Below are 22024 nucleotides of genomic sequence, written 5' to 3'. Positions count from 1 at the left end.
TGCACCGGGCGGCTGGAGAGATGGATTTCGTCCTGGCCCGCATCCTGCCGATGTCGGACGAGACCTACGGGCCAGCCACCACGCTGGACGCCCCGCCCGGCGACGCCAACCGAACTGGCCGGGCAGGAATGGAACTTGCAGGGCCGCATTCGGCTGAACCGGCGACAGCGCGCGCCGTCGCATGGGTATTTTGGAAACGGAGAAAGCCGGCGCCGCGTCTGCGGGCGGCGCCGGGGCGTTGTCATGCGCTTTGCAGGCCGCGCTCGTCCCGGCTTTGCAGGACGGCCTTGTCGGTCTGGCCGAGGATCTGCGAGGTGACGGTGCCCGCCGTCATCGAGCCCGAGACGTTGAGCGCCGTGCGCCCCATGTCGATCAGCGGCTCGACCGAGATCAGCAGCGCCACAAGCGTCACCGGCAGGCCCATGGCCGGCAGCACGATCAGCGCCGCCATGGTCGCGCCCCCGCCCACACCCGCGACCCCGGCCGAGGACAGGGTGACGATGGCCAGCAGCGTCATGATCCAGGCCGGGTCCAGCGGGTCGATGCCGACCGTCGGCGCCACCATCACCGCCAGCATCGCCGGATAAAGCCCGGCGCAGCCGTTCTGGCCGATGGTCGCCCCGAAGGAGGCCGAAAAGGAGGCGATGGTCTGCGGCACGCCGAGGCGGCGGGTCTGGATCTCGACATTGAGCGGGATGGTCGCGGCGCTGGAACGGCTGGAAAAGGCGAAGGTCAGCGCCGGGACGATCTTGCGGTAGAAGGTCAGCGGGTTCACGCCGGTCAGGCTGAGCAGCACGGCATGCACGACGAACATGATCGCCAGGCCCAGATAGGAGGCGACGACGAACTTGCCCAGGTTCAGGATGTCGGCCGCGTTCGAGGTCGCCGCCATCTTGGTCATCAGCGCCATGACGCCATAGGGGGTCAGCGCCATGATCAGCCGCACCAATTGGCTGATCCAGGCTTGCAGGATGTCGATCAGGTTCAGCAGGCTGCGGCCCTTTTCCGGGTCGCGGCGCAGCAGGCGGATGGCGGCGACGCCCAGGAAGGCGGCAAAGACCACCACCGCGATGATCGAGGTCGGGTTGGCCCCGGTCAGGTCGGCGAAGGGGTTCCTGGGGATGAAGGACAACAGCAGCTGCGGCACCGTCAGGTCGGCGACGCGGGGCGCGTAGCTGGTCTCCAGCATGGTCAGCCTTGCGGTCTCGGCCGCGCCCTGGGCCAGCCCTTCGGCGGTCAGGCCGAAGGCCAGCGACATGACCACGCCCACCAAGGCCGCGATGGTCGTGGTGCCAAGCAGCGTGCCCAGCGTCAGCACCGAGATGCGGCCAAGCGCCGAGGCGTCGTGCAGCCGCGCCACCGCGCTGAGGATCGCCGCGAAGACCAGCGGCATCACCACCATCTGCAACAGCTGCACATAGCCGTTGCCGGCCACGTTGATCCAGTCGATGGTGGTTTGCAGCGCCGGCGTGCCGGTGCCATGGACGAGTTGCAGCCCGATCCCGAACAGCGTGCCCAGGACCAGGGCGATGAAGACCCGCACCGACAGCGACAGCTGACCGCCTTGCAGGCGGACCAGTGCGACGATCAGCGCGGCAAAGATCACGAGGTTGATGAGGACGGATGCCATCGCGCGTCTCCGGCAATTTCAGATTGACCTATCAAGCCATAATGCACGTCCGGCGTATAGCCCAGGGGTCGCCCGGCTTTGCGGGCCTTCGCCGATAAAGGCCGTACAGAGTCGTGCTGCAAACCTCTTGACCGCGGTTTCGGTGGCTATATTCCATGTAATATTGAAACAGTGTTTGGATATCAGAGATTATTTTCGCTGCGTCGCCGCGATACCTTGGCGAAACCGATCCCTGCGGCCGCCGCTTGATCGGCCGCCGGCGCCGGGTCCAATCGCAACAGCAAGGCAGGCCATGCACAAGCTTCTGGCGATCCTGTTCGCCTTCGCCCTGGGCGCCGCCAGCCCCTTGCCCGTCCAGGCACAGACCATGCAAGAGACCGCCCTGTTCGCCGCCGCGACCGATGGCGATGCCGCGGCCATCCGCGACCTTCTGGCCCGCGGCGTGGCCGTGGACCCGCGCGACGCAAAGGGGCGCACGCCGCTGCTGGTGGCGACCCATGCCAACCGGGTCGAGGCCGCGAGGGCGCTGATCGAGGCCGGCGCCGACGTGAACGCCAGGGATGCCATCCACGACAGCCCCTATCTCTATGCCGGGGCGCGCGGGCATCTGGAGATCCTCGAGCTGACGCTGGCCCATGGCGCCGATCTGGCCAGCACCAACCGCTTCGGCGGCACGGCGCTGATCCCGGCGGCCGAGCGTGGCCATGTCGAGACCGTCCGCCGGCTGATCCGGGCCGGGGTCGAGATCGATCATGTCAACCGGCTGGGCTGGACCGCATTGCTGGAGGCGATCGTCCTGGGCGATGGCGGCCCGCGCCAGCAGCAGGTGGTCGACCTGCTGGTCGCGGCCGGCGCCGATGTAAACCTGGCCGATGCCGAGGGCGTCTCGCCGCTGGCCCATGCCCGCCGCAGGGGTTTCGACGCGATCGCGGCGCGGTTGGCCGAAGCCGGCGCAAAGTGAAGGAAGAACGATGACCGACAAGGCGACACGCTATCTGGAACAGGCGGTGATGCTGGCGCATCGCAACGTGCAGGCCGGCGGGCGGCCCTTTGGCGCGGTTGTGGTGCGGGGCGGCGAGGTGCTGGCGACCGGCGTCAACGAGACCGTCGCCACCCATGACCCGACGGCCCATGCCGAGCTGGTGGCCCTGCGCGCCGCCGCGCAGCGGCTGGGTTCGGCCGATCTTTCGGGCTGCGCGGTCTATGCCAGCGGCCAGCCCTGCCCGATGTGCCTGGCCGCCATGCGGCTGGCCGGCGTGGCCGAGGTGCATTTCGCCTATTCGAACCAGGACGGGGCACCCTACGGCCTGTCCACGGCCGCGCTTTACGAGGAACTGGCGAAACCGCTGGCGCAGCAATCCATGACCATCCGCCACCGGCCCCTGCGCCCCCAGGGCATGGGCGATCTCTATGCCGACTGGAAGGCACGGCAGGACCGGGCGTGACGAACCGTCAGCCGCTGATGCTGGCCGTGGTGGCCATGGTCGGGCTGGCGCTGCGGCCCTTCCTGACCGGGGTCGGCCCGCTGGCAGCGCCGATCTCGGCCGAGACCGGCCTGACCATGCAGGGCCTCTCGGCCCTCACGCTGCTGCCGATCCTCTTGATGGGCGCGGGCGCCTTTCTCGGCCCGGCGATCCAGGCGCGGCTGGGGGCGAAACGCGCCGCCGTGCTGGCGCTGCTGGTGCTGGGCCTGGGCTCGGGCCTGCGGCTGGGGGCGCATTCGGCGCTGGACATGCTGGGCTCGGCCATGCTGCTGGGCGTGGGCGCGGCGGTGGTGCAGGCGGTGTTTCCCACCATCATCAAGCGCGAGTTCCCGCGCGGCATCAACCTGGCCATGGGGCTTTACGCCGCGATGATGATGGGCGGCGGTGCCTTCGGCGCGCAGGCCGCGCCGCTGATCGCCGCCTGGTCGGGCAGCTGGCGGCTGGCGCTTGGCTGGCTGGCGCTGCCCGCCGTGCTGACCGCGCTGCTGGTGGCGCTGGCCCTGCCGCCCGAGGCACGCGCGCCGCGGACCGCCCGGCAGGGACTGTGGCACTGGCTGCGTCGGCCGCGGGTCTGGCTGCTGATGGCCTGTTTCGGGCTGATCAACGGCGGCTATTCCTCGTCCGTCGCCTGGCTTGCGCCCGCCTTCCAGGACCTGGGCTGGTCGGTCGGGGCCAGCGGCGGGCTGCTGGCGGTGCTGGCGGTGGGCCAGGCGGTCTCGGCGCTGGTCACACCGGTCCTGGCCAGTCACGGCAGCGACCGGCGGCCCTGGCTGGGGATCTGCCTGGCCATGCAGGCGCTTGGCTTTGCCATGCTGGTCCTGCGCCCCGAGGCCGCACCCTATCCCATCGCCTTTCTGCTGGGCGCCGGGCTTGGCGGTTGCTTTTCGCTGATGATGATCGTGGCGCTGGACCATCTGCCCGATCCGGCGCAGGCCGGGGCGCTGGCGGCGCTGATGCAGGGCGGCGGCTTCCTGCTGGCCGCGATCCCGCCCTGGATCCTGGCGCTGCTGTACGACCTGACCGGCAGCTTCGCCCCCGGCTGGGCGCTGCATCTGGCCGCCGTACTGGCGGTCTCGGCCCTGGCGCTGCGCCTGTCGCCGGCCAGCTATCGGCGCGCCCTGCACCGGCCCGGCCCGCTGCGCACGGATGCCGCGCCGGCCGAGTGAACGATTTTCGACAAGGAGGAGGAACCCATGCTGACCATCACCCGACTGGACCAGGCCGATGCACGCCTGTTGATCGCCGGAGCCGAGGCCCATGCCCGCGAGATCGGCGTGCCCATGTGCATCGCCGTCACCGACGAAAGCGGCCAGCTTCTGGCCTTTTCGCGCATGGACGGCGGCAAGGTGACATCTGCCACCATCGCCATCGACAAGGCCTTCACCGCCGCCGCGGCGCGCAAGGCCACGCATGAATACGGCGCCGCCAGCCAGCCGGGCGCCCCGGCCTGGGGCATTTCCTCGGCCATCGGCGGGCGGCTGATGGTGGTGGGCGGGGGACTGCCGGTCGATCACGACGGCCAGACCGTCGGCGGCATCGGCGTCTCGTCCGGCACGCCGGCGCAGGACCAGGCGGTGGCGCAGGCCGGCATCGACCATTGGCGGGCGCATCGCACCTGACCCCCAGCCCGGACCGCCCCCCGGAACGCGCCCATCCCGCGGCCGGACGCGCTTGCGCCCGGCCGCGCAAAAGGCTAGCAGCGCGGGCCTTGCGGACAGGGGCACGGGGACGGACAGGGATGCGCAACGACTGGCTCGCCATCGACTTCGGGACATCGAACTCGGCCGCCGCGATCCTGGACCAGGGGCAGCCGCGGCGCATCGCCATCGAGCCGGGGGCCGAAACCCTGCCGACCGCCGTTTTCTTCCCCGCCCAGGGCGGCGCCATGCGCATCGGCGCGGCGGCGGCCGAGGCGCTGATCCAAGGCGACGAGGGCCGCTACATGCGGGCGCTGAAAAGCGTGCTGGGAACGGCGCTGTTCCACGAATCGCGGCTCATCGCCGGCAAGCGCCGCACGCTTTCCGAAATCGTCACGGCCTTTCTCGCCACCCTGCGCGAGCGGGCCGAGGCGGCCGCCGGGCGGCCCTTTCGCCGCGCGCTGTCCGGCCGGCCGGTGCATTTCCACTCGAACGACCCCGTCCGCGACGCGCAGGCCCTGGCCGACCTGCAGGGCTGCTACCTGGCGGCCGGCTTCGGCGAGGTCGCCTTCCTGCCCGAGCCCGAGGCGGCGGCGCTGGCCAGCCACGGCCTGGGCCGCGCGGGCGAGATCGGGCTGATCGTCGATATCGGCGGCGGCACCTCGGATTTCTCGGCCTTCCGCAGCCGGGGCGACGGCTTGCAAATCCTCGCCAATCACGGCATCCGACTGGGCGGCACGGATTTCGACCAGCAGGTTTCGCTAAGCCATGCCATGCCGGCGCTGGGTCATGGCGGGCAGCTGCGGCGCGCGATGGGACCGGGGCTCTTGCCGGTGCCGAATGCGATCTATGTCGACCTGGCGACCTGGGCCAGGATCCCCTTCCTCTATGTCCCCGAGACGCGGCGCATGGCCGCCGGGATGGCCCGCATGGCGGTGGACCGCGCCGCCATGGACCGCCTCGTCGCGGTCCTGGACGAGGAGCTGGGCCATGAGTTGGCCTTCGCGGTCGAACGCGGCAAGATCGCCGCCAATGCCGGCGACGGCGCGCGCATCGCCATGGGATTCGTCGAGCCGGGCCTGGCGCCGGAAATCTCGCCCGCCTCGCTGGAGGCGGCGCTGTCGGATTGCCGCAGGGATCTTGCGCAAGCCGCGGCCGAGACGCTGCGGCTGGCGGGGATCGCGCCCGGACAGGTGGGCAGCGTGATTCTGGTCGGCGGTTCCAGCCTGATGGGCTTCGTCGCCGCCGAGGCGCTGCGGCTTTGCCCCGGCGCGCAGCTGCGGCGCGCGGGGGCCTTCACCGCCGTGGTGGACGGGCTGGCACTGGCGACGGCGCGCTAGCGCTTGCCGGGTTTCGGCCCGGCACGGAACGGCTTGTCACCGCCCTTGCCCTGCCAGCCGCCAGCCGCCTTGTGCGACTTGAAGCCCGCGGCACGCTTCGGCCGCGCCTCGGCACCGTCGCCCCGCGCCGGGCGGTCGTCGCGCGCCGCGCCGCCATGCGTCTTGAAGCCCGCCGATTTCAGCCCTGCACGCGGGGCGGTTTTCGGCGCTGCCTTGTGCGCCTGCTTCTTCTCGGCGCTCCAGCGGGCCTTGCGCGGGGTTTCCGGCGCCTCGGCTTCCGGCGCGGGCTCGCGGCCGTGGGCGGGGGCGGGGGCGGGGGCAGGACGGGCGGCGCGCGGCTTCACGTCGGCGGGATCCAGCAAGGCCGGGCGCCGGGCGGGCTTGGGCCTGTCCTCGGCGCGCGGCTCCAGTGCCTCGGGCCGTGCAGAGCGCGACGCCTGGCCGCGATGCGGTTTCTTCTCGCGCGCGGGGGGCATCGCACCTGCCGTTTCACCGTTTTCCAAATACTCCCGCCGACCGGGCCGCTTGTCGCGCCCGGCGGCAGGCTCGAAAACCGGCTCGCCCTCGATCCGGCGCATGGTCAGGCCGGGCTCCAGCTCGATCCGCTCGCCGAAATTCGGCGCGACGGCGGCGGCGATCTGCACGAAGGTCTGCTCAGTCTTGACCCGGATCGCGCCGATGGCATCGCGGGTGATGTTGCCCGCCTCACAGATCTTGGGCAGCAGCCAGCGCGCCTCGGCCCGGCCGGAATGGCCGACCGAAAGCAGGAACCAGACCGCCGGGCCGAACTCGCCCCGTTCGCGCGGCGCAGAAGGCGCAGGGCCCACGCTTTCCGACAGTTCCTCGGGCGCCGGGCGCCCCTCGCGCCACAGCCGCACGAAGGCCGATGCGACCCGTTCCGCGCCGAAGCGGTCGAGCAGCGCGGCAGCCAGCCCCGCCTCCTCGCCCGGCGCCTCGGCTAGCGCCGGATGGTCCAGCATGCGCGCGTCGTCGCGGGCCTGCACCTCGTCGGCCGAGGGCGCCTTGCCCCAGTCCGCGACCAGCTTGGCGCGCTGCAAGAGCCGCTGCGCCCGCTTGTATTCCGCCGAGGGCACGATCAGCACCGAGGTGCCCTTGGCGCCCGCCCGGCCGGTGCGGCCGGAACGGTGCAGCAGCGTGTCGGGATTGGTCGGCAGGTCGGCATGGATCACCAGTTCCAGCCCCGGCAGGTCGATGCCGCGCGCCGCCACATCGGTGGCGATGCAGACCCGCGCCCTTCCGTCGCGCAGGGCTTGCAGGGCGTGGCTGCGTTCCTGCTGGGACAGTTCGCCCGACAGCGCCACCACCTTGAAGCCGCGATTGCCCATGCGCGCCAGCAGGTGGTTCACATTGGCGCGGGTCTTGCAGAAGATGATCGCCCGGCTGGCCTCGTAATAGCGCAGGGTGTTGAAGATCGCGTGCTCGCGGTCGCGGGTGGTCACCGACAGGGCCCGATATTCGATGTCGCCGTGCTGGCGCGCCTCGCCCATCGCCTGGATGCGCAGCGCGTCGCGCTGGAAGTCGCGGGCCAGCGCCTCGATGGCCGGCGGCACCGTGGCCGAGAAGAGCAGCGTGCGCCGTTCGGCCGGCGCCGAGCCCAGGATGAATTCCAGATCCTCGCGAAAGCCCAGATCCAGCATCTCGTCCGCCTCGTCCAGCACGCAGGCGCGCAGGCCGGTCAGGTCCAGCGAGCCGCGCTCGATATGGTCGCGCAGCCGGCCGGGGGTGCCGACGACGATATGCGCCCCGCGCTCCAGCGCCCGGCGCTCGGTGCGATAGTCCATGCCGCCGACGCAGGTGGCGATGCGCACGCCCGCCTGCTCGTAAAGCCAGCCCAGCTCGCGCGCCACCTGCAAGGCCAGCTCGCGCGTCGGCGCGATGGCCAGCGCCAGCGGCTGGCCCGCCTCGGGCAGCGCATCGCCGTCGAGGATGTCGCCGGCCATGGCCAGGCCGAAGGCCACGGTCTTGCCGGATCCGGTCTGCGCCGAGACCAGCACGTCGTGGCCCCGCGCCTCGGGGGCCAGGGCGGCCTGTTGCACCGAGGTCAGGCTGGCATAGCCCTTGGCCGCCAGCGCCGCGGCCAGAGGCGCGGCAATATCATGTTCGTTCATCGTCTTCGCCAGAAAGGGGATGCGGGGGCGCATCCGGTGAAAGGCACCATCCCCTTTGCGGCCGGGCCCTCCCATGACCCGCCGGCCCGGAATGCGGAGCCAAGCCGCCCGCCTATCCTGTCGCGGCCCGCAAGTCAAAGCGAAACTAGGGCCGCATCAGCTGATCCTCGGTCCAGCCGAGCCGCGCCATGTCCTCGGCCCGCGCCGCCGCATCGTCGCCGACGATGAATTCGTCCAGCTGCGGCGGGACCATGCCGGCCTGCGACAGCAGGCCATGCACCTGCCCGCGGTGATGGGTCTGGTGCTGGAACAGATGCGAAAGCAGGTCGTCGCGGCGGTCGTGCTGCACGCGCAAGCCCCGGTCCACCGCCACGATTTCCGCCAGGGCGTCCGGCGTCAGCGCCGCGACCAGCGCCAGCAGGCGGTCGTCCATCCGCGTCTGCCATTCGGACAGCCGCGCGAGGTCAGGGCAATCCCGCGCCTCGGCCAGCGCGGCCTCATTGAGCGGCCGGCCCTCCAGCGCGTCGATATAGAAGCGGTCGACCAGCAGGATATGGTTCAGCGTGGCGCGGATCGAGCCGAAGAAGGACGGGCGCGGCGCCTCATAGGCGCCGGGCGGCAGGGCAGCGCAGGCGCGATGCAGCCGGGCATTGGCCAGGCGGTTCATCTGCGCCAGCTTGCGCAGCATGCGCAGCATCTGGACCATCGGGCACCTCCTGCCGCGATGATGCCGCGCGGCGCCCGCCGGGTCGAGCCTCTAGCGCCGCGGCCCGGCGGGATCATGGCCCAGGCTGCGGCGGATCTCGGCCAGGAACAGTTGCAGCGCCGGCACCGGGTCGCGGTGGTGATAGACGATATAGACCTCGGAGACCGGCGGGTTGGGCCGGATCGGCAGGAAGGTCAGCGGTCCCGCCGTCAGCTTGGCGATGCCCGCCGGCACGATGCTGACCCCGAAGCCCGCCACGATCAGGCTGGGGATCGACTGGGCATCCACCACCTGCTGCGAGACCCGCGGCCGATAGCCCGAGGCGATGATACAGGCCATGACATAGGCCGCGAAATCGGAACTGTCGGGGCGCAGCACCACATGCTGGTCCTCGCGCAGATCGTCGATCGAGACGCAGGTGCGCCCGGCCAGCCTGTGGTCGCTGCGCACCAGCGCCACCATCTCCTCGCGCCAGCCGTATTCATGGGCCAGCTCCTCGTCGCGCGGCACCGAGCGGTTGAAGCTGACATCGGTGCGCCGGCTCAGCACCTCGGTGATCTGCGTGGCCGGGGTCTGTTCGTGGACGCGCAGGGTGATTCGCGGATGCAGCCGGGCGAAATGCGCCAGAAGCTCGGCAAGGCCGCCGCGCAGGATCGAGCCGGTGGCGCCGATTTCCAGCAATCCGTCCTGGCCCTGCTGGATTTCGCGGATCTCGTGCAGGCTGCGTTCGTACTGGTCCAGCATGTTGCGCGCCCTGGGCAGGAACAGCGCGCCCGCCCGCGTCAGCGCCACCTTGCGGCTGGTGCGGCTGATCAGTTCGGCACCCACTTCGCGTTCAAGTGTCTGGATTTGCGTGCTCAGCGGCGGCTGCGACATGTTCAGCCGCCGGGCGGCGCGGGTGAAGTTCAACTCCTCGGCCAGAACGACGAAGCAGCGAAGCTGGCGTATTCTCATATCGTCACCATATTGATCAACGGCAAATCAATATTAGACACGGATGTGCCATTGGCCAACAATCTTCGGAATGAGGGGTGGCCGCGACCATGTGCCGATGCGCAAGGAGACGCATCGCCGCATCGCGGCCCCCCTTCCGTCACAGGGAGGAACGGAAACACATGCCGAATTGGTCCAGGTCCTTGTTTGGACAGGTCTGCGTGGCGCTGGTGCTGGGGATCGTCGCCGGCTTCTTCGCGCCCGAGTTCGCCGCCAAGATGAAGCCGCTGGGAGACGGGTTCATCAAGCTTATCAAGATGCTGATCCCCGTTATCGTGTTCTGCGTCGTCGTGCATGGCATCGCCGGCGCGGGCGACCTGAAAAAGGTCGGCAAGGTCGGCGTGCGCGCCATCATCTATTTCGAGATCATCACCACCATCGCGCTGGCCCTGGGCATCGCGGTCGCCTATCTGTTCGGGCCGGGCCATGGCATGAACATCGACGTGAGCCAGCTCGACGCCTCGGCGCTGTCGGCCTATGTGGACCGCGCGCATGAAGTCACCAGCGGCGGCACCGTCGACTTCCTGATGAAGCTGATCCCGACCACGATGATCAGCGGCTTCGCCCAGGGCGACATCCTGCAGGTGCTGCTGGTCGCCATCCTGTTCGGCTGCGCCCTGTCGCTGGTGGGCGAGCGCGGCAAGCCGCTGCTGCACATGATCGAGCTGACGGGCGACGTCACCTTCAAGATCATGTATTTCATCGTCCGGCTGGCGCCGCTGGGCGTGTTCGGCGCCATCGCCTTCACCGTCGGGCAATACGGCATCGGCTCGCTGGCGCAGCTGGGCTACCTGGTCGGGCTGTTCTACGTCACCATCGCCGTCTTCGTCTTTGTGGTCCTGGGCTTCGTGCTGCGGCTGGCGGGCTTCAACATCTTCAAGCTGCTGCGCTACCTGCGCACCGAGGTCGGCATCGTCGCCGGCACGGCCAGCAGCGATGCCGTGCTGCCCCAGACCATGCGCAAGCTGGAACACCTGGGTATCAAGGACTCGACCGTGGGGCTGGTGGTGCCGACAGGCTATTCCTTCAACCTCGACGCCTTCTCGATCTACCTGACGCTGGCGGCGGTCTTCATCGCCCAGGCGACCAACACGCCGCTGTCCACCACCGACCTGCTGGCCATCCTGGGCGTGGCGCTGGTGACGTCCAAGGGCGCGCATGGGGTGCCGGGCTCGGCCATCGTGATCCTGGCCGCGACGCTGGCCGCGATCCCGGCCATCCCCGCCATCGGGCTGGTGCTGGTGCTGTCGGTCGACTGGTTCATGGGCATCGCCCGCGCCCTGGGGAACTACCTGGGCAATTGCGTCGCCACCGTGGTCGTCGCCTCCTGGGTGGGGGATATCGACCGCGACCGCGCCCGCCGCATCCTCGAGGGCGAGGACATGCCGACCCTGGACGTGCTGGACGAGGATGCGCCGATGTCGCAGCCCCAGCACGGCTAAACGAAGTCGCCTCGCGGGGCTGGCCGGGACCAGCGCGACGGATCCGGTCAGCCCCGCCGAGAAGACGGCCTGCGCCTTCCCTCCCGATGGCGCAGGCCATTTCGCGTCAGGGAAGGCCGGCGGCAAAGCCCTCGTCCGTCAGGATCCCGATCAGCGCCTGCTGGGCCCGGGTGCGATAACGCCGCGGATTGGTCAGCAGCGAGAACGGCCGCTCGGCCCCCGGCAGCGGCAGGGTGCGAATCCAGCCGGCGGCGGCCGGGCGCGCCACCGCCCGCTGCGACAGCGCCGCAAGGCACTGGCTGGAGGCCACCGCGTTCAGCACCGCCTCGTTCGAGGGCAATTCCAGCGCCAGGGGCAGCGCGGCCACGCACAGCCCCTGCCCGGCCAGCCAGGTCTCGAACTCGGACCGGGTGCCCGAACCCGGCTCGCGCAGGATCCAGCTCTGCGTGGCAAGCTCGGCCGGGGGCACCGCCTCGCGCCCGACCCAGGGGTGATCGGTCGCCATGACCAAAACCAGCCGGTCGCGCGCCACCACCTGCCGGTGCAGATCGCCATGCGCCACCGCGCCCTCGACCAGCCCCAGGTCGGCGCCGCCCTCCTGCACCGCATCGGCGACCTGGGTGGTGTTGCTGACGGTCAGCCGCAGCTCGATGTCCGGATGCATCTCGTGCAACGCCACCAGCCGCGGCGGCAGCCAATAGCTCGCGACGGTCTGGCTGGCATGGACCCGCAGCCGCCCGCGCGGCTCGCGCGCCAGATCCTCCAGCACCATCTCGGCCGTCTCGGCGCGGTCCAGCACGGCGCGCGCCTCGGCCATGAAGGCCTCGCCGGTCTCGGTCAGCAGGATGCGCCGCCCCACCCGATCGAAGAAGCGCACGCCATGCCGCGCCTCCAGCGCCGAGACGGCGGCGCTGACCGCCGATTGCGTCAGGTTCAGCGCCTCGGCCGCGCGGGTGACGTGCTGGCGCTCGGCCACGGCCAGGAAGATGCGGAGCTGTTCCAGCGTCATGCGCCATTGATAAGCAAAATCGAACGATATGGCAAATATAATGCGATGGATTGAACAGCGATCCGCGACCATGTTCCGCTGCATCAGCAAGGAAGCGCGATCATGTCCTCGACCGACCAGAACCAGCCAACATCCCCCGCCGTCGCCGCCTGGCTGGGCGCCACGCTGCCGGGGCTGGGACTGACCTTCGGCATCGCGGTCCTGGCGACGGCGGCGCATCGGTTCTCGGGCATCCCGGCGCTCAGCCCGCTGGTGGTGGCCATGGTGCTGGGCATGGCGCTGCGCAACCTCGTGGGCACGCCCGGGGCGGCACGGCCGGGCATCGGCTTTTCGCTGCGCCGCGTGCTGCGCTTTGCCATCGTGCTGCTGGGCTTCCAGCTGACGCTGGAGCAATTGCGCGCCGTGGGCCTGCCGGGGGTGGCGGTGATCGCGGTGGTGCTGGCCGCGACCTTCGCCTTCACCAGATGGGCCGGGCGGGCGCTGGGGGTCGAGGCGCGGCTGGCGGAACTGATCGCGGCCGGCACCTCGGTCTGCGGCGCCTCGGCGGTGATCGCGACGAACACGGTCACGCGCGGGACGGACGAGGACGTGGCCTATGCCATCGCCTGCGTGACGGTCTTCGGCTCGCTCTCGATGATCGCCATGCCGCTGCTGGGCGAGATGCTGGCGATGGGGCCTGCGCATTACGGCATCTGGGTCGGCGCGACCGTGCATGAGGTGGCGCAGGTCGTCGGCGCCGGCTTCCAGCACGGCGCCGAGGCCGGGCAGGCCGCGACCGTGGCCAAGCTGAGCCGGGTGATGCTGCTGGCGCCGCTGATCCTGGTGCTGGGCACGCTGGCGCGCCGCGGCGGCAAGGCCGCGCATGGCGCGGCGCCGACGCCCTGGTTCGTGCTGGGCTTCATCGCCGTGGTGCTGCTGAACAGCGCCCTGCCCCTGCCCGAGCCGCTGCATGCCGAGGTGGTGGCGCTGACCGCCTTCCTGCTGACCATGGCGCTGGCGGCGATGGGGCTGGAGACCGACATCCGCAAGCTGCGCGCCAAGGGCATCCGGCCGCTGGCGCTCGGGGCGCTGGCCTGGCTGTTCATCTCGACCCTGGGGCTGGGGCTGGTGGCGCTGCTGTGACCCCGCGGCATTGAGCCGCCCCGCCGCCATGCCTAGATTGGGCGCGATCCGCCAAAGGACCGCGCCCATGGCCCTAAAGCCCGCCGACCCCCGTCCGATGACCCGGCGCGAGACCGAGGTCCGCCGCTTCGTCCGCGCCCGCTATGGCCCGCGCGGCACGCTGGCGCTGCATCGCCACGCCCTTGGCCTCGACCTGCTGCGCGCGCCGGTGAACGTCATGCTGTCGCCGCTGTTCCTGCTGGTGCGGCTGGCCGCGCCGCTTCTGCGCCGCATCGGGCTACGGCGCGCGGGCGACTGGCTGTCGCGCCGGCAGATCTTCCTGAAATCCGACGTGGCGCAGCGGATCGAGGCGGACCTGGCCCGTTTCATCGAGGATCTGGCCGAAAAGGGGCTGGCGCCCGGGGCCGCGCCGCAAAGCGTCGCCCGCGCCGCCTCGGACTATGCCGAGACCCGCAATGCGATATCCGAGATCACCACCTCGGTCCTGGTGCTGGCCTCGGGGCTCTTGCTGTTCCACCGCGCCACGCCGGGCGTGATCTCGCTGGCCGGGCCGGTCGCACATCTGCGAGCGCAGGTGCAGGCGATCGAGGATTTTGCGCTGGGAAGCTGGGCCGGCCGCATGTGGTACGGCGCCTTCCCGCGCGAGCTGTCCAGCGTGGACCTGGTGCTGACCGGGGCGGTGCTGGCCATGCTCGCCTCGGTCCTGACGACCTTTGCCGGGCTCGTCGCCGATCCGGTCCAGCTTTGGACCGGCATCCACAAGCGCCGGGTGCTGCGGCTGCTGCGCCGGCTGGAGAAGGCCGAGGACGCGCCGGGGCTGGCGCGCGAACATGTTCTGGCCCGGCTGGGCGACCTGTCCGACGCGGCGCTGAGCCTGTGGCGCAGCTTCAGGGGCTAGGCCAAAGCACGGTTTCGTCGATCCCGGCCAGGTCGCGCCGCCCGGTCAGCGCCATCGCGACCTCAAGCTCGGCGCGCAGGATGGTCAGCATATGCGCGACCCCCGCCGCACCGCCCACCGCCAGCGCATGCAGCTGCGGCCGCCCGACCAGCACCGCCGCCGCGCCCATCGCCAGGGCCTTCAGCGCATCGGTGCCGCGCCGGATGCCGCCGTCGCACAGCACCGGGATGCGCCCGGCGACCTGGCGGGCCACCACCGGCAGCGCCTCGGCCGTCGCCGGCAGCGTGTCGAGCGCCCGCCCGCCGTGGTTCGAGACGATCACGCCGTCCACCCCGGCCGCGACCGCACGCCCGGCATCATGCGCCGACATAATGCCTTTCAGCAGCAGCGGCAGCCGGGTCTGCGCTTTCAGCCAGACGATGTCCTCCCAGCGCGGCGCCTGATCCAGCAGGCCCAGGAAGGTCGCCGCCCGCCCCGGCTCGCTGCGGATCTGCGGCGGGCGCATGCCGTCCAGGTTGACCGCCCGCAGCCCCTCGGGCAGGGCGAAGCCGGCGCGGGCTTCGGTGTTGCGGATGCCGTTCACCGGCGCATCCACGGTCACGACCAGCGCGCGACAACCCGCCGCCTCGGCCCGGCGGACCAGCGCCAGCGTGTCGGCCCGGTCGGGCTGCATGTAGAGCTGGAACCACAAGGGCCCCTGCGCGCGGGCCGCGATCTCCTCCAGCGGCAGGCCGGACTGGGTCGAGACCACCATCAGGCTGCCGGTCGCCGCGGCGCCAAGGGCGGTCGCATGTTCCCCCTCGGCATGGGCGAGCCCGTGAAAGGCCACCGGCGCCAGCAGGAAGGGATGCGGCAGGTCCAGGCCGAAAAGCCGCAGACCGGTATGCGCCCCCCGCATGTCGCAAAGCAGGCGCGATTGCAGCCTGATCCCCCGCCAGGCGGCAAGGTTGGCCTGTGCCGTCAGCCCGTCCGCGCCGGCGCCATCGACATAGGCCCGCGCCGGGACGGGCAGGATGGCGGCGGCCAGGCGCTGGTAATCCTCCAGCGCCACCACGTCGGGGGGAATGGCCTGGGTCAAATCTCGGACCAGTGGCGGATCATGTTGTGATAATGCGCGGTGATGCCCGTGACCGCCGGATCGTCGTCAGGCAGCATCGCGCGGATGCGCATGATCGACTGGTCGAGGTCATAGAGCATGTGCCGCCTCCAGTCGTCCTTGACCATCGACTGCGCCCAGAAGAACGAGGCCCAGCGCGAGCCGCGCGTCACCGGCGTCACCGAATGCAGCGAGGTCGCGGGATAGACCACGGCATGACCCGCCGGCAGCTTGACGCGATGCTCGCCATAGGTGTCGTGCACGACCAGCTCGCCGCCGTCGTAATCTGCGGGCGGGGTCAGGAAGACGGTGGTCGAGACATCGGTGCGGATGCGCTGGCCGCTGCCGGGCACGACCCGGATCGAGCCGTCGACATGGGCGCCGAAGGTCATGCCCTCGTCATAGCGGTTGAACATCGGCGGCAACACGTGCAGGGGCAGCGCGGCCGAGGAATAGACCGGGCTGCGCCCCAGCGCCCGCATGACGATGCCGCTGAGTTCGCGTGCCACCGGGCTGTCCACCGGCACCTGGAGGTTCAGCTTGACCTTGGCCGCCTGATCGCCGGCGGTGCTGCGGCCGTCGACCCAGTCGGTACCCTCCAGCACCTGCCGGATATAGGCGACCTCCTCGGGCGTCAGCAGATCCGGAATGGTGACGAGCATGGGATTCTCCTGCGGTGGAATGCGGCGGGCGCAGGATAGGGCCGGGGCCGCAGAAAGTTAAGCGTTTTTGTCGGATTTTGGGAATGCCCGCAGCGCGAGCGAGAGGGAACGGCCCGAAAGCCGTCCCCGAAGCGGTGGCGACGCGATCCTCAGAACGCGTGCTTCAGCGTCAGCACGAAATTCCGCCCCGGCTCGATATTGGCGAATTGCCCGCTATGCGAGTCGGTATAGATCTGGCGGTCGAAGACGTTGTTGATGTTGAGCTGCAACGCCGTGGCCTCGTTCAGCCGATAGGCCGCCATCAGGTCGGTGCGCCAGCTTGACGGCAGGCCGGCATCGGCATCGCCGTTCTGCGAATAGCTGGCCATGCGCTTGCCGGTATAGGTCACGCCGCCGCCCAGCGTCAGTTCCGGGCTGTAGTCATAGGTCGTCCACAGCGAGAAACTGTTGCGCGGGATCTTCACGACCTGCTTGCCGGTGGCGGGGTTCGGATAGGGATCGCCGCCGCCGCGCGGCGTACTCCAGCCGCCGTCCTTCAGCTTGACGTCCTGATAGACATAGCCGCCCCAGATGCCCCAGCGCTCGGTGAGCTGGCCGGCAAAGCCCAGCTCGATGCCCTTGGCGGTGGTATTGCCGATATTTTCGGTCTCGCCCAGGGCGTTGGTGACGCGGGCATTGTCCTTTTCGGTCCTGAACAGCGCCGCGCTCAGCTCAAGCTGATCGTTCAGCACCAGCCATTTCGTGCCGATCTCGTAATTCACGCTGCGCTCGGGATCGAGGCTGTCCAGATCGTCCGAGGCATTGCTGCCGCCGGTGCCCGCGCCTTCGCCCGCCGGGTTCGAGGAGGTGCTGGCCGAGGCATAGATCGAGCCATTGGGCACCGGCTTGTAAACCACGCCCAGCATCCCGTTCAGGAAATCGGAATCGTTGTCGTTGCTCGCGCGTGGATCATCCTCGGTCGCATGGGTGACGCTGTCGACGCTGTAATCGTCCCAGCGTAGCCCCACCGTCGCCTCCCATTGCGGGGTGAAGGTGATGGTGTCCAGCGCGTAGACGCCGCGCGACTTGGTGGTGCTGTAGCCGGTCTCGCCGCCGCGCTCGATGCTGCCGCCCCAGAACGCGCCGGGATTCGGATTCTCATAGGGCGAGGTCGGCATCGGGTCGGGATTGTTCACCGCCAGCCGGCGGGTGGCGGCGCGGGAATTGGCGATGTCCACCCCGACCGCGAAGCGATGCTCGACGCCCCAGGCCCGTGCCTCGCCCGAAAGCTGGGCGTTGAACGACACGGTCTCGTTCACCCGGTCCGAAGCCTTGGAACTGCGCGACACCAGCCCGTCGCTGCCCGAGGTCGGCGAGGTCACGACATAGGTGTTGGTGTCGCGCGCCTTGCGCAGGGCCGTGGTCAGCCGCAGGCTGTCCGAGAAGGCATGTTCGAACTTCACATAGCCCGAGGCGGATTCGAGATCGCGGAAATCGCGCGCGTGCAGGCCGTAGAAGGTATCGGGCTCGACATCGGCCGGCAGGAACGGGTCGACGCTGGTGCCCGAACCACGCCGCCATGCCGCCGGCGTGCTCGCATTGGACATCGGCACGCCGTAATCGGGCGTATCCTCGTCCTTGTAGTAATACAGCCCGGCGGTGATCTTGCTGTCGTCGGTCAGGCGATAGCTGATGCTGGGCGCCACGCCGAAGCGCCGGGACTCGACGCCGTCGCGCCCGCCCAGATCGTCGGCGTGCTGCCCCATCAGGTTCAGGCGCAGGCCGATCGCGCCGAATTCACGGTTCGAATCCAGCGTGCCGCGGACATAGTTGCCGGTGCCATAGGACAGCGCCACCTCGTCAAAGGCGCCCGGCTGCGGGGTCTTGCTGTTCAGGCTGATGGTGCCGCCGGTCGAACCGGCGCCGGAATAGACGCCGCCCGGACCCTTGCTGATCTCGATCGATTCCAGGTTGAAGGCCTCGTATTGCGTGCGCGAGGCGTTGCGCATGCCGTCGACCAGCATGTCCTGGCTGGCCTCGAAGCCGCGGATATAGGGGCGCACGCCCTGCGGCACGCCGCCCTCGCCCGCGCCCAGGGTGACGCCCGGCGTTGTGCGCAGCACGTCCGCGACCGAGGTCTGGCCGCGCTCCTCGATCTGGCGCGCGGTGACGACGGTCACGGTCTTGGGCGTGTCGAGCAGCGGCGCGGTGGCCTTGTCCGAGGCGCTCTCGGTGACCTTGTAGCTGGTCTCGGCCTCGTTGCCCTGCTGGCGGCGGATGACCACCGTGTCCAGGGTTACGGTATCCTGCGCCTGGGCGGGGCCGGCCACGCCGGCCGAGATGGCCAGCACGGGCAGCAAGCCCAGGGTCGGCAGCAATTGCGCGGCTGACCCCGAGGCAGGCGGTTTGGGATGGGTTTTGTTCATGGGTTGATCCCGGCACGAAAGATGAGTCGCAACCGCCTCAAGGCGGAAACGACAGGAAGGTGCTGGCTCATCAATGGCTTGCGCGTTCGCGCAGCGGAAAGCGGGGTGAAACCGCGGTCCGGCTGCGCTTGATCAACGCAAGAGGACAAATTGTCATACCTTGTCAAACGACGCAGCGTCATTTCCCGGCTCCGCAACCTCGCCTGTTGCCATAATCCAACAGTCTGCCGGGTGCTGCGCCCGCGCCATGGCCCGTCATCGCCGCCGCCGGCAGCATATCCAGCCCCTGCCCGCGATCCCGGCGACCCACCAGATGTTCTAAGAACAGTGCCATCGCCCACTAAATCTGGATTGACCCGGCCTGTGACCCGTGGCTAACTGCGGGGGTCATGGTTGCCCTGGGGCCGACTCGGGGATGAAAAGGGAAGCCGGTGAAAAGCCGGCACTGCCCCCGCAGCTGTAAGCGGCGAGCGACGCTGGAATGCCACTGGAGCCCAGGCTCCGGGAAGGCCGGCCGAGCCGAGACCCGCAAGTCAGAAGACCTGCCATGGCGCGAAAGAACGAAACCGTGCGGCGGGCGCGGGGCTGGAACAGGGTCCGGTGGCATGTCCATCGGCCCGGCCCTCTCTTGCCGACAGAACAGAAGGAGCCGGGCCATGCCCATCACCGTTTACTCCAAGCCCGCCTGCGTGCAATGCACCGCCACCACGCGGGCGCTCGACGCGCGCGGCCTGGCTTATCGGCTGGTCGACCTGACCGAGGACGAGGCGGCGATGGAGCTGGTCGCCTCGCTGGGCTATCGTCAGGCCCCGGTGGTCGTCGCCGGCGATGCGCATTGGGCGGGCTTCCGGCCCGACATGATCGGCCGGCTGTCCTGACCGGCGCCATGGGCGGGCTGGTCTATTATTCCTCGGCCTCGGGGAACACCGCGCGCTTCGTCGCGCGGCTGGGGCTGGCGGCCGGGCGCATTCCGGTCTCGCCGCGCGACGCGCTGCCGCAGCCCGCGGCGCCCTATGTGCTGATCTGCCCGACCTATGCCGATGGCGAGGGACGCGGCGCGGTGCCGAAACAGGTGATCCGTTTTCTGAACGATCCCGCCCGCCGCGGCCTGCTGCGCGGCGTGATCGGCAGCGGCAACCGCAATTTCGGCACCGCCTTCGCCCTGTCGGCCAGGGTGATCGCCGCAAAATGCAACGTGCCCGTGCTTTACCGCTTCGAGCTGGCGGGCGACGACAATGATCTTTCCCGCGTCCGGGCGGGGCTTGAGAAATTCTGGGGGACGGAATGCTTGACGATGGCGTAAAGGCCGAGCTGGACTATCACGCGCTGAACGCGATGCTGAACCTTTACGACGGCGAGGGCCGCATCCGCTTCGACGCGGATCGCAAGGCCGCGCGGCAGTATTTCCTGCAGCATGTCAACCAGAACACCGTCTTCTTCCACTCGCTGGACGAGAAGCTGGGCTATCTGGTGGACGAGGGCTATTACGAGGCCGAAGTCCTGGAGCAGTATCCGCGCGAGTTCCTGCACCGGATCTGGGACGCGGCCTATGCGCGGAAGTTCCGCTTTCCGACCTTCCTGGGCGCCTTCAAGTATTATACCAGCTACACGCTGAAGACCCGCGACGGGCGGCGCTATCTGGAACGCTACGAGGACCGGGTGGTCATGGTCGCGCTGGCCTTAGCGCGCGGCGACGAGGATCTCGCCATGCGCTTCATGGAGGAAATCCTGTCGGGCCGCTTCCAGCCGGCGACGCCGACCTTCCTGAACGCCGGCAAGAAGTCGCGGGGCGAGCTGATCTCGTGCTTCCTCTTGCGGCTGGAGGACAACATGGAGAGCATCGGCCGCGGCATCAATTCGGCGCTGCAGCTTTCCAAGCGCGGCGGCGGCGTCGCCCTGATGCTGACCAACCTGCGCGAGGCCGGCGCGCCGATCAAGGGGATCGAGAACCAGTCCTCGGGCGTCATCCCGGTAATGAAACTGCTGGAGGACAGCTTTTCCTATGCCAACCAGCTGGGCGCGCGGCAGGGCGCCGGCGCGGTCTACCTGAACGCGCATCACCCCGACATCCTGCGCTTCCTCGACACCAAGCGCGAGAATGCCGACGAGAAGATCCGCATCAAGACGCTGTCGCTCGGCGTGGTCATCCCCGACGTGACCTTCGAGCTCGCCAAGCGCAACGAGGACATGTATCTGTTCTCGCCCCATGACGTGGAGCGGGTCTACGGCCTGCCCTTCTCGGAGATTTCCGTCACCGAGAAATATGCCGAGATGGTCGACGACAAGCGCATCAGGAAGAAGAAGATCAATGCCCGCGCCTTCTTCCAGACCCTGGCCGAGATCCAGTTCGAGAGCGGCTATCCCTATATCATGTTCGAGGACACGGTGAACCGCGCCAACCCGGTCGCCGGCCGCATCAGCATGTCGAACCTGTGCAGCGAGATCCTGCAGGTGAACGAGGCGAGCACGTTCAACGAAGATCTGAGCTATTCCCATTTGGGCACTGATATTTCATGCAATCTCGGCTCGCTGAACATCGCCGCGACCATGGACGGGCCGGATTTCGGCGCGACCGTCGAGGTGGCGATCCGGGCGCTGACCGCGGTGTCGGAAATGTCGGCGATCGAGGCCGTGCCCTCGATCCGGCGCGGCAATGACGAGGCGCATGCCGTGGGCCTGGGCCAGATGAACCTGCACGGCTTCCTGGCGCGCGAGCGCATCCATTACGGCAGCCCCGAGGGGATCGAGTTCACCAGCGTCTATTTCGCCGCCGTCGCCTATCACGCCATCCGCGCCTCGAACGGGCTTGCGCAGGAAAAGGGCCGGACCTTCAAGGATTTCGAGACGTCGAAATATGCCGACGGCTCGTTCTTCGACAAATACGTCACGCGCGACTGGCTGCCCTCGCTGCCCGAGGTTGCGCGGGTCTTCGCGGGCATCAGCCTGCCCACCCGCGAGGATTGGGCCATGCTGCGGGAATCGGTGATGCGGCACGGGCTTTACAACCGTAACCTGCAGGCGGTGCCGCCGACGGGCTCGATCAGCTACATCAACAACTCGACCAGCTCGATCCATCCCATCGTCGCCAAGATCGAGATCCGCAAGGAAGGCAAGATCGGCCGGGTCTATTACCCCGCGCCCTTCATGGACAACGACAACCTGGACTATTACCGCGACGCCTACGAGATCGGCCCCGAGGCGATCATCGACACCTATGCGGCGGCGACCGAGCATGTCGACCAGGGCCTGTCGCTGACGCTGTTCTTCCCGGCCGAGGCCACCACGCGCGACATCAACCGCGCCCAGATCCATGCCTGGAAGAAAGGCATCAAGACGATCTATTACATCCGGCTCCGCCAGACCGCGCTGGAAGGCACCGAGGTGCAGGGCTGCGTCTCCTGCACGCTTTGAGGCGGGGGCTGTCTGCCCCCGCACCCCCGAGGATATTTGGACAAGAAAGAAAGGCTCTTC

Annotated in this window: 19 protein-coding genes and 1 riboswitch; of the genes, 11 read left to right on the top strand and 8 right to left on the bottom strand. The window is 69.3% G+C overall.

The window, feature by feature from the left end:
- Nucleotides 1–241: 241 nt before the first annotated feature.
- Nucleotides 242–1630 carry an L-cystine transporter gene (locus tag ACNKFW_RS14485; protein WP_024842593.1) on the bottom strand — a complete coding sequence of 463 codons (1389 nt, stop codon included), beginning with the start codon at nt 1628–1630 and terminating at the stop codon, nt 242–244.
- Nucleotides 1631–1922: 292 nt separating this feature from the next.
- Here ACNKFW_RS14485 and ACNKFW_RS14480 point away from each other — a divergent pair, with 292 nt between their 5' ends.
- From ACNKFW_RS14480 to ACNKFW_RS14460, 5 genes are all read left to right on the top strand, one after another.
- A complete protein-coding gene (locus ACNKFW_RS14480; protein WP_147429048.1) occupies nt 1923–2591 on the top strand; it encodes an ankyrin repeat domain-containing protein in 669 nt (222 codons plus the stop codon).
- 10 nt (nt 2592–2601) lie between these two features.
- On the top strand, nt 2602–3075 hold the full coding sequence (locus ACNKFW_RS14475) for a nucleoside deaminase (protein WP_147429049.1): 474 nt from the start codon (nt 2602–2604) through the stop codon (nt 3073–3075).
- 17 nt (nt 3076–3092) lie between these two features.
- On the top strand, nt 3093–4280 hold the full coding sequence (locus ACNKFW_RS14470; protein ID WP_147429197.1) for an MFS transporter: 1188 nt from the start codon (nt 3093–3095) through the stop codon (nt 4278–4280).
- A 27-nt stretch (nt 4281–4307) separates the two neighbouring features.
- The gene (locus ACNKFW_RS14465) at nt 4308–4733 is read left to right on the top strand and encodes a GlcG/HbpS family heme-binding protein (RefSeq protein WP_024842590.1); all 426 of its coding nucleotides are present in this window, start codon (nt 4308–4310) and stop codon (nt 4731–4733) included.
- A 119-nt stretch (nt 4734–4852) separates the two neighbouring features.
- Nucleotides 4853–6091 carry an Hsp70 family protein gene (locus tag ACNKFW_RS14460; protein ID WP_147429050.1) on the top strand — a complete coding sequence of 413 codons (1239 nt, stop codon included), beginning with the start codon at nt 4853–4855 and terminating at the stop codon, nt 6089–6091.
- Here the strand turns inward: ACNKFW_RS14460 and ACNKFW_RS14455 are convergent.
- The 3 genes from ACNKFW_RS14455 to ACNKFW_RS14445 form a co-directional block, all read right to left on the bottom strand.
- Nucleotides 6088–8220: a DEAD/DEAH box helicase gene (locus ACNKFW_RS14455; protein WP_147429051.1), complete on the bottom strand. Its 2133-nt coding sequence runs from the start codon at nt 8218–8220 to the stop codon at nt 6088–6090. The two genes, ACNKFW_RS14460 and ACNKFW_RS14455, sit on opposite strands and share 4 nt — an antisense overlap.
- A gap of 145 nt (nt 8221–8365) precedes the next feature.
- Complete coding sequence (locus ACNKFW_RS14450; protein WP_147429052.1) at nt 8366–8926, bottom strand: DinB family protein; 561 nt, start codon at nt 8924–8926, stop codon at nt 8366–8368.
- Nucleotides 8927–8977: 51 nt separating this feature from the next.
- Entirely contained in the window at nt 8978–9880 is a 903-nt protein-coding gene (locus ACNKFW_RS14445; RefSeq protein WP_147429053.1) for a LysR family transcriptional regulator, read from the bottom strand.
- Nucleotides 9881–10041: 161 nt separating this feature from the next.
- Here ACNKFW_RS14445 and ACNKFW_RS14440 point away from each other — a divergent pair, with 161 nt between their 5' ends.
- On the top strand, nt 10042–11361 hold the full coding sequence (locus ACNKFW_RS14440; RefSeq protein ID WP_028709814.1) for a C4-dicarboxylate transporter DctA: 1320 nt from the start codon (nt 10042–10044) through the stop codon (nt 11359–11361).
- A gap of 106 nt (nt 11362–11467) precedes the next feature.
- Here ACNKFW_RS14440 and ACNKFW_RS14435 read toward each other — a convergent pair whose 3' ends face one another.
- Nucleotides 11468–12370 carry a LysR family transcriptional regulator gene (locus ACNKFW_RS14435; protein WP_147429054.1) on the bottom strand — a complete coding sequence of 301 codons (903 nt, stop codon included), beginning with the start codon at nt 12368–12370 and terminating at the stop codon, nt 11468–11470.
- A gap of 102 nt (nt 12371–12472) precedes the next feature.
- Between ACNKFW_RS14435 and ACNKFW_RS14430 the strand changes: the two genes are divergently transcribed.
- Nucleotides 12473–13492, top strand: coding sequence for a YeiH family protein (locus ACNKFW_RS14430; protein WP_024842583.1), 1020 nt, complete (start codon nt 12473–12475; stop codon nt 13490–13492).
- 67 nt (nt 13493–13559) lie between these two features.
- Nucleotides 13560–14390, top strand: coding sequence for a DUF6635 family protein (locus ACNKFW_RS14425; RefSeq protein ID WP_024842582.1), 831 nt, complete (start codon nt 13560–13562; stop codon nt 14388–14390).
- On the opposite strand, the gene ACNKFW_RS14420 is transcribed toward ACNKFW_RS14425, so the two are convergent.
- The 3 genes from ACNKFW_RS14420 to ACNKFW_RS14410 all read right to left on the bottom strand — a co-directional run bounded on the left by ACNKFW_RS14420 (nt 14380) and on the right by ACNKFW_RS14410 (nt 18553).
- On the bottom strand, nt 14380–15468 hold the full coding sequence (locus tag ACNKFW_RS14420) for an alpha-hydroxy acid oxidase (RefSeq protein WP_028709816.1): 1089 nt from the start codon (nt 15466–15468) through the stop codon (nt 14380–14382). The genes ACNKFW_RS14425 and ACNKFW_RS14420 overlap by 11 nt on opposite strands.
- On the bottom strand, nt 15465–16148 hold the full coding sequence (locus tag ACNKFW_RS14415) for a Fe2+-dependent dioxygenase (RefSeq protein WP_147429056.1): 684 nt from the start codon (nt 16146–16148) through the stop codon (nt 15465–15467). Before ACNKFW_RS14415 ends, ACNKFW_RS14420 begins: the two co-directional genes overlap by 4 nt.
- 149 nt (nt 16149–16297) lie before the next feature.
- Nucleotides 16298–18553, bottom strand: coding sequence for a TonB-dependent receptor (locus ACNKFW_RS14410; protein ID WP_147429057.1), 2256 nt, complete (start codon nt 18551–18553; stop codon nt 16298–16300).
- Nucleotides 18554–18926: 373 nt separating this feature from the next.
- Nucleotides 18927–19118, top strand: a riboswitch (cobalamin riboswitch).
- Nucleotides 19119–19209: 91 nt separating this feature from the next.
- Between ACNKFW_RS14410 and nrdH the strand changes: the two genes are divergently transcribed.
- Genes nrdH through nrdE form a run of 3 tightly spaced genes read left to right on the top strand, consistent with a single transcriptional unit; the run spans nt 19210 to nt 21964 of the window.
- Nucleotides 19210–19431 (top strand): glutaredoxin-like protein NrdH, encoded by a 222-nt coding sequence (nrdH, locus tag ACNKFW_RS14405; RefSeq protein WP_024842578.1) that lies wholly within the window; start codon nt 19210–19212, stop codon nt 19429–19431.
- Between the two features lie 8 nt (nt 19432–19439).
- Nucleotides 19440–19856 (top strand): class Ib ribonucleoside-diphosphate reductase assembly flavoprotein NrdI, encoded by a 417-nt coding sequence (gene nrdI / locus ACNKFW_RS14400; RefSeq protein ID WP_024842577.1) that lies wholly within the window; start codon nt 19440–19442, stop codon nt 19854–19856.
- On the top strand, nt 19838–21964 hold the full coding sequence (gene nrdE, locus ACNKFW_RS14395) for a class 1b ribonucleoside-diphosphate reductase subunit alpha (protein WP_147429058.1): 2127 nt from the start codon (nt 19838–19840) through the stop codon (nt 21962–21964). The genes nrdI and nrdE overlap by 19 nt, the downstream gene beginning before the upstream one ends.
- The last annotated feature ends 60 nt before the right edge of the window (nt 21965–22024 follow it).

Origin of the sequence: Paracoccus sp. TD-10 (genome assembly GCF_048270675.1) — a bacterium.
GTDB lineage: Bacteria > Pseudomonadota > Alphaproteobacteria > Rhodobacterales > Rhodobacteraceae > Paracoccus > Paracoccus pantotrophus.
This window is presented reverse-complemented; position numbering and strand designations above follow the sequence as displayed.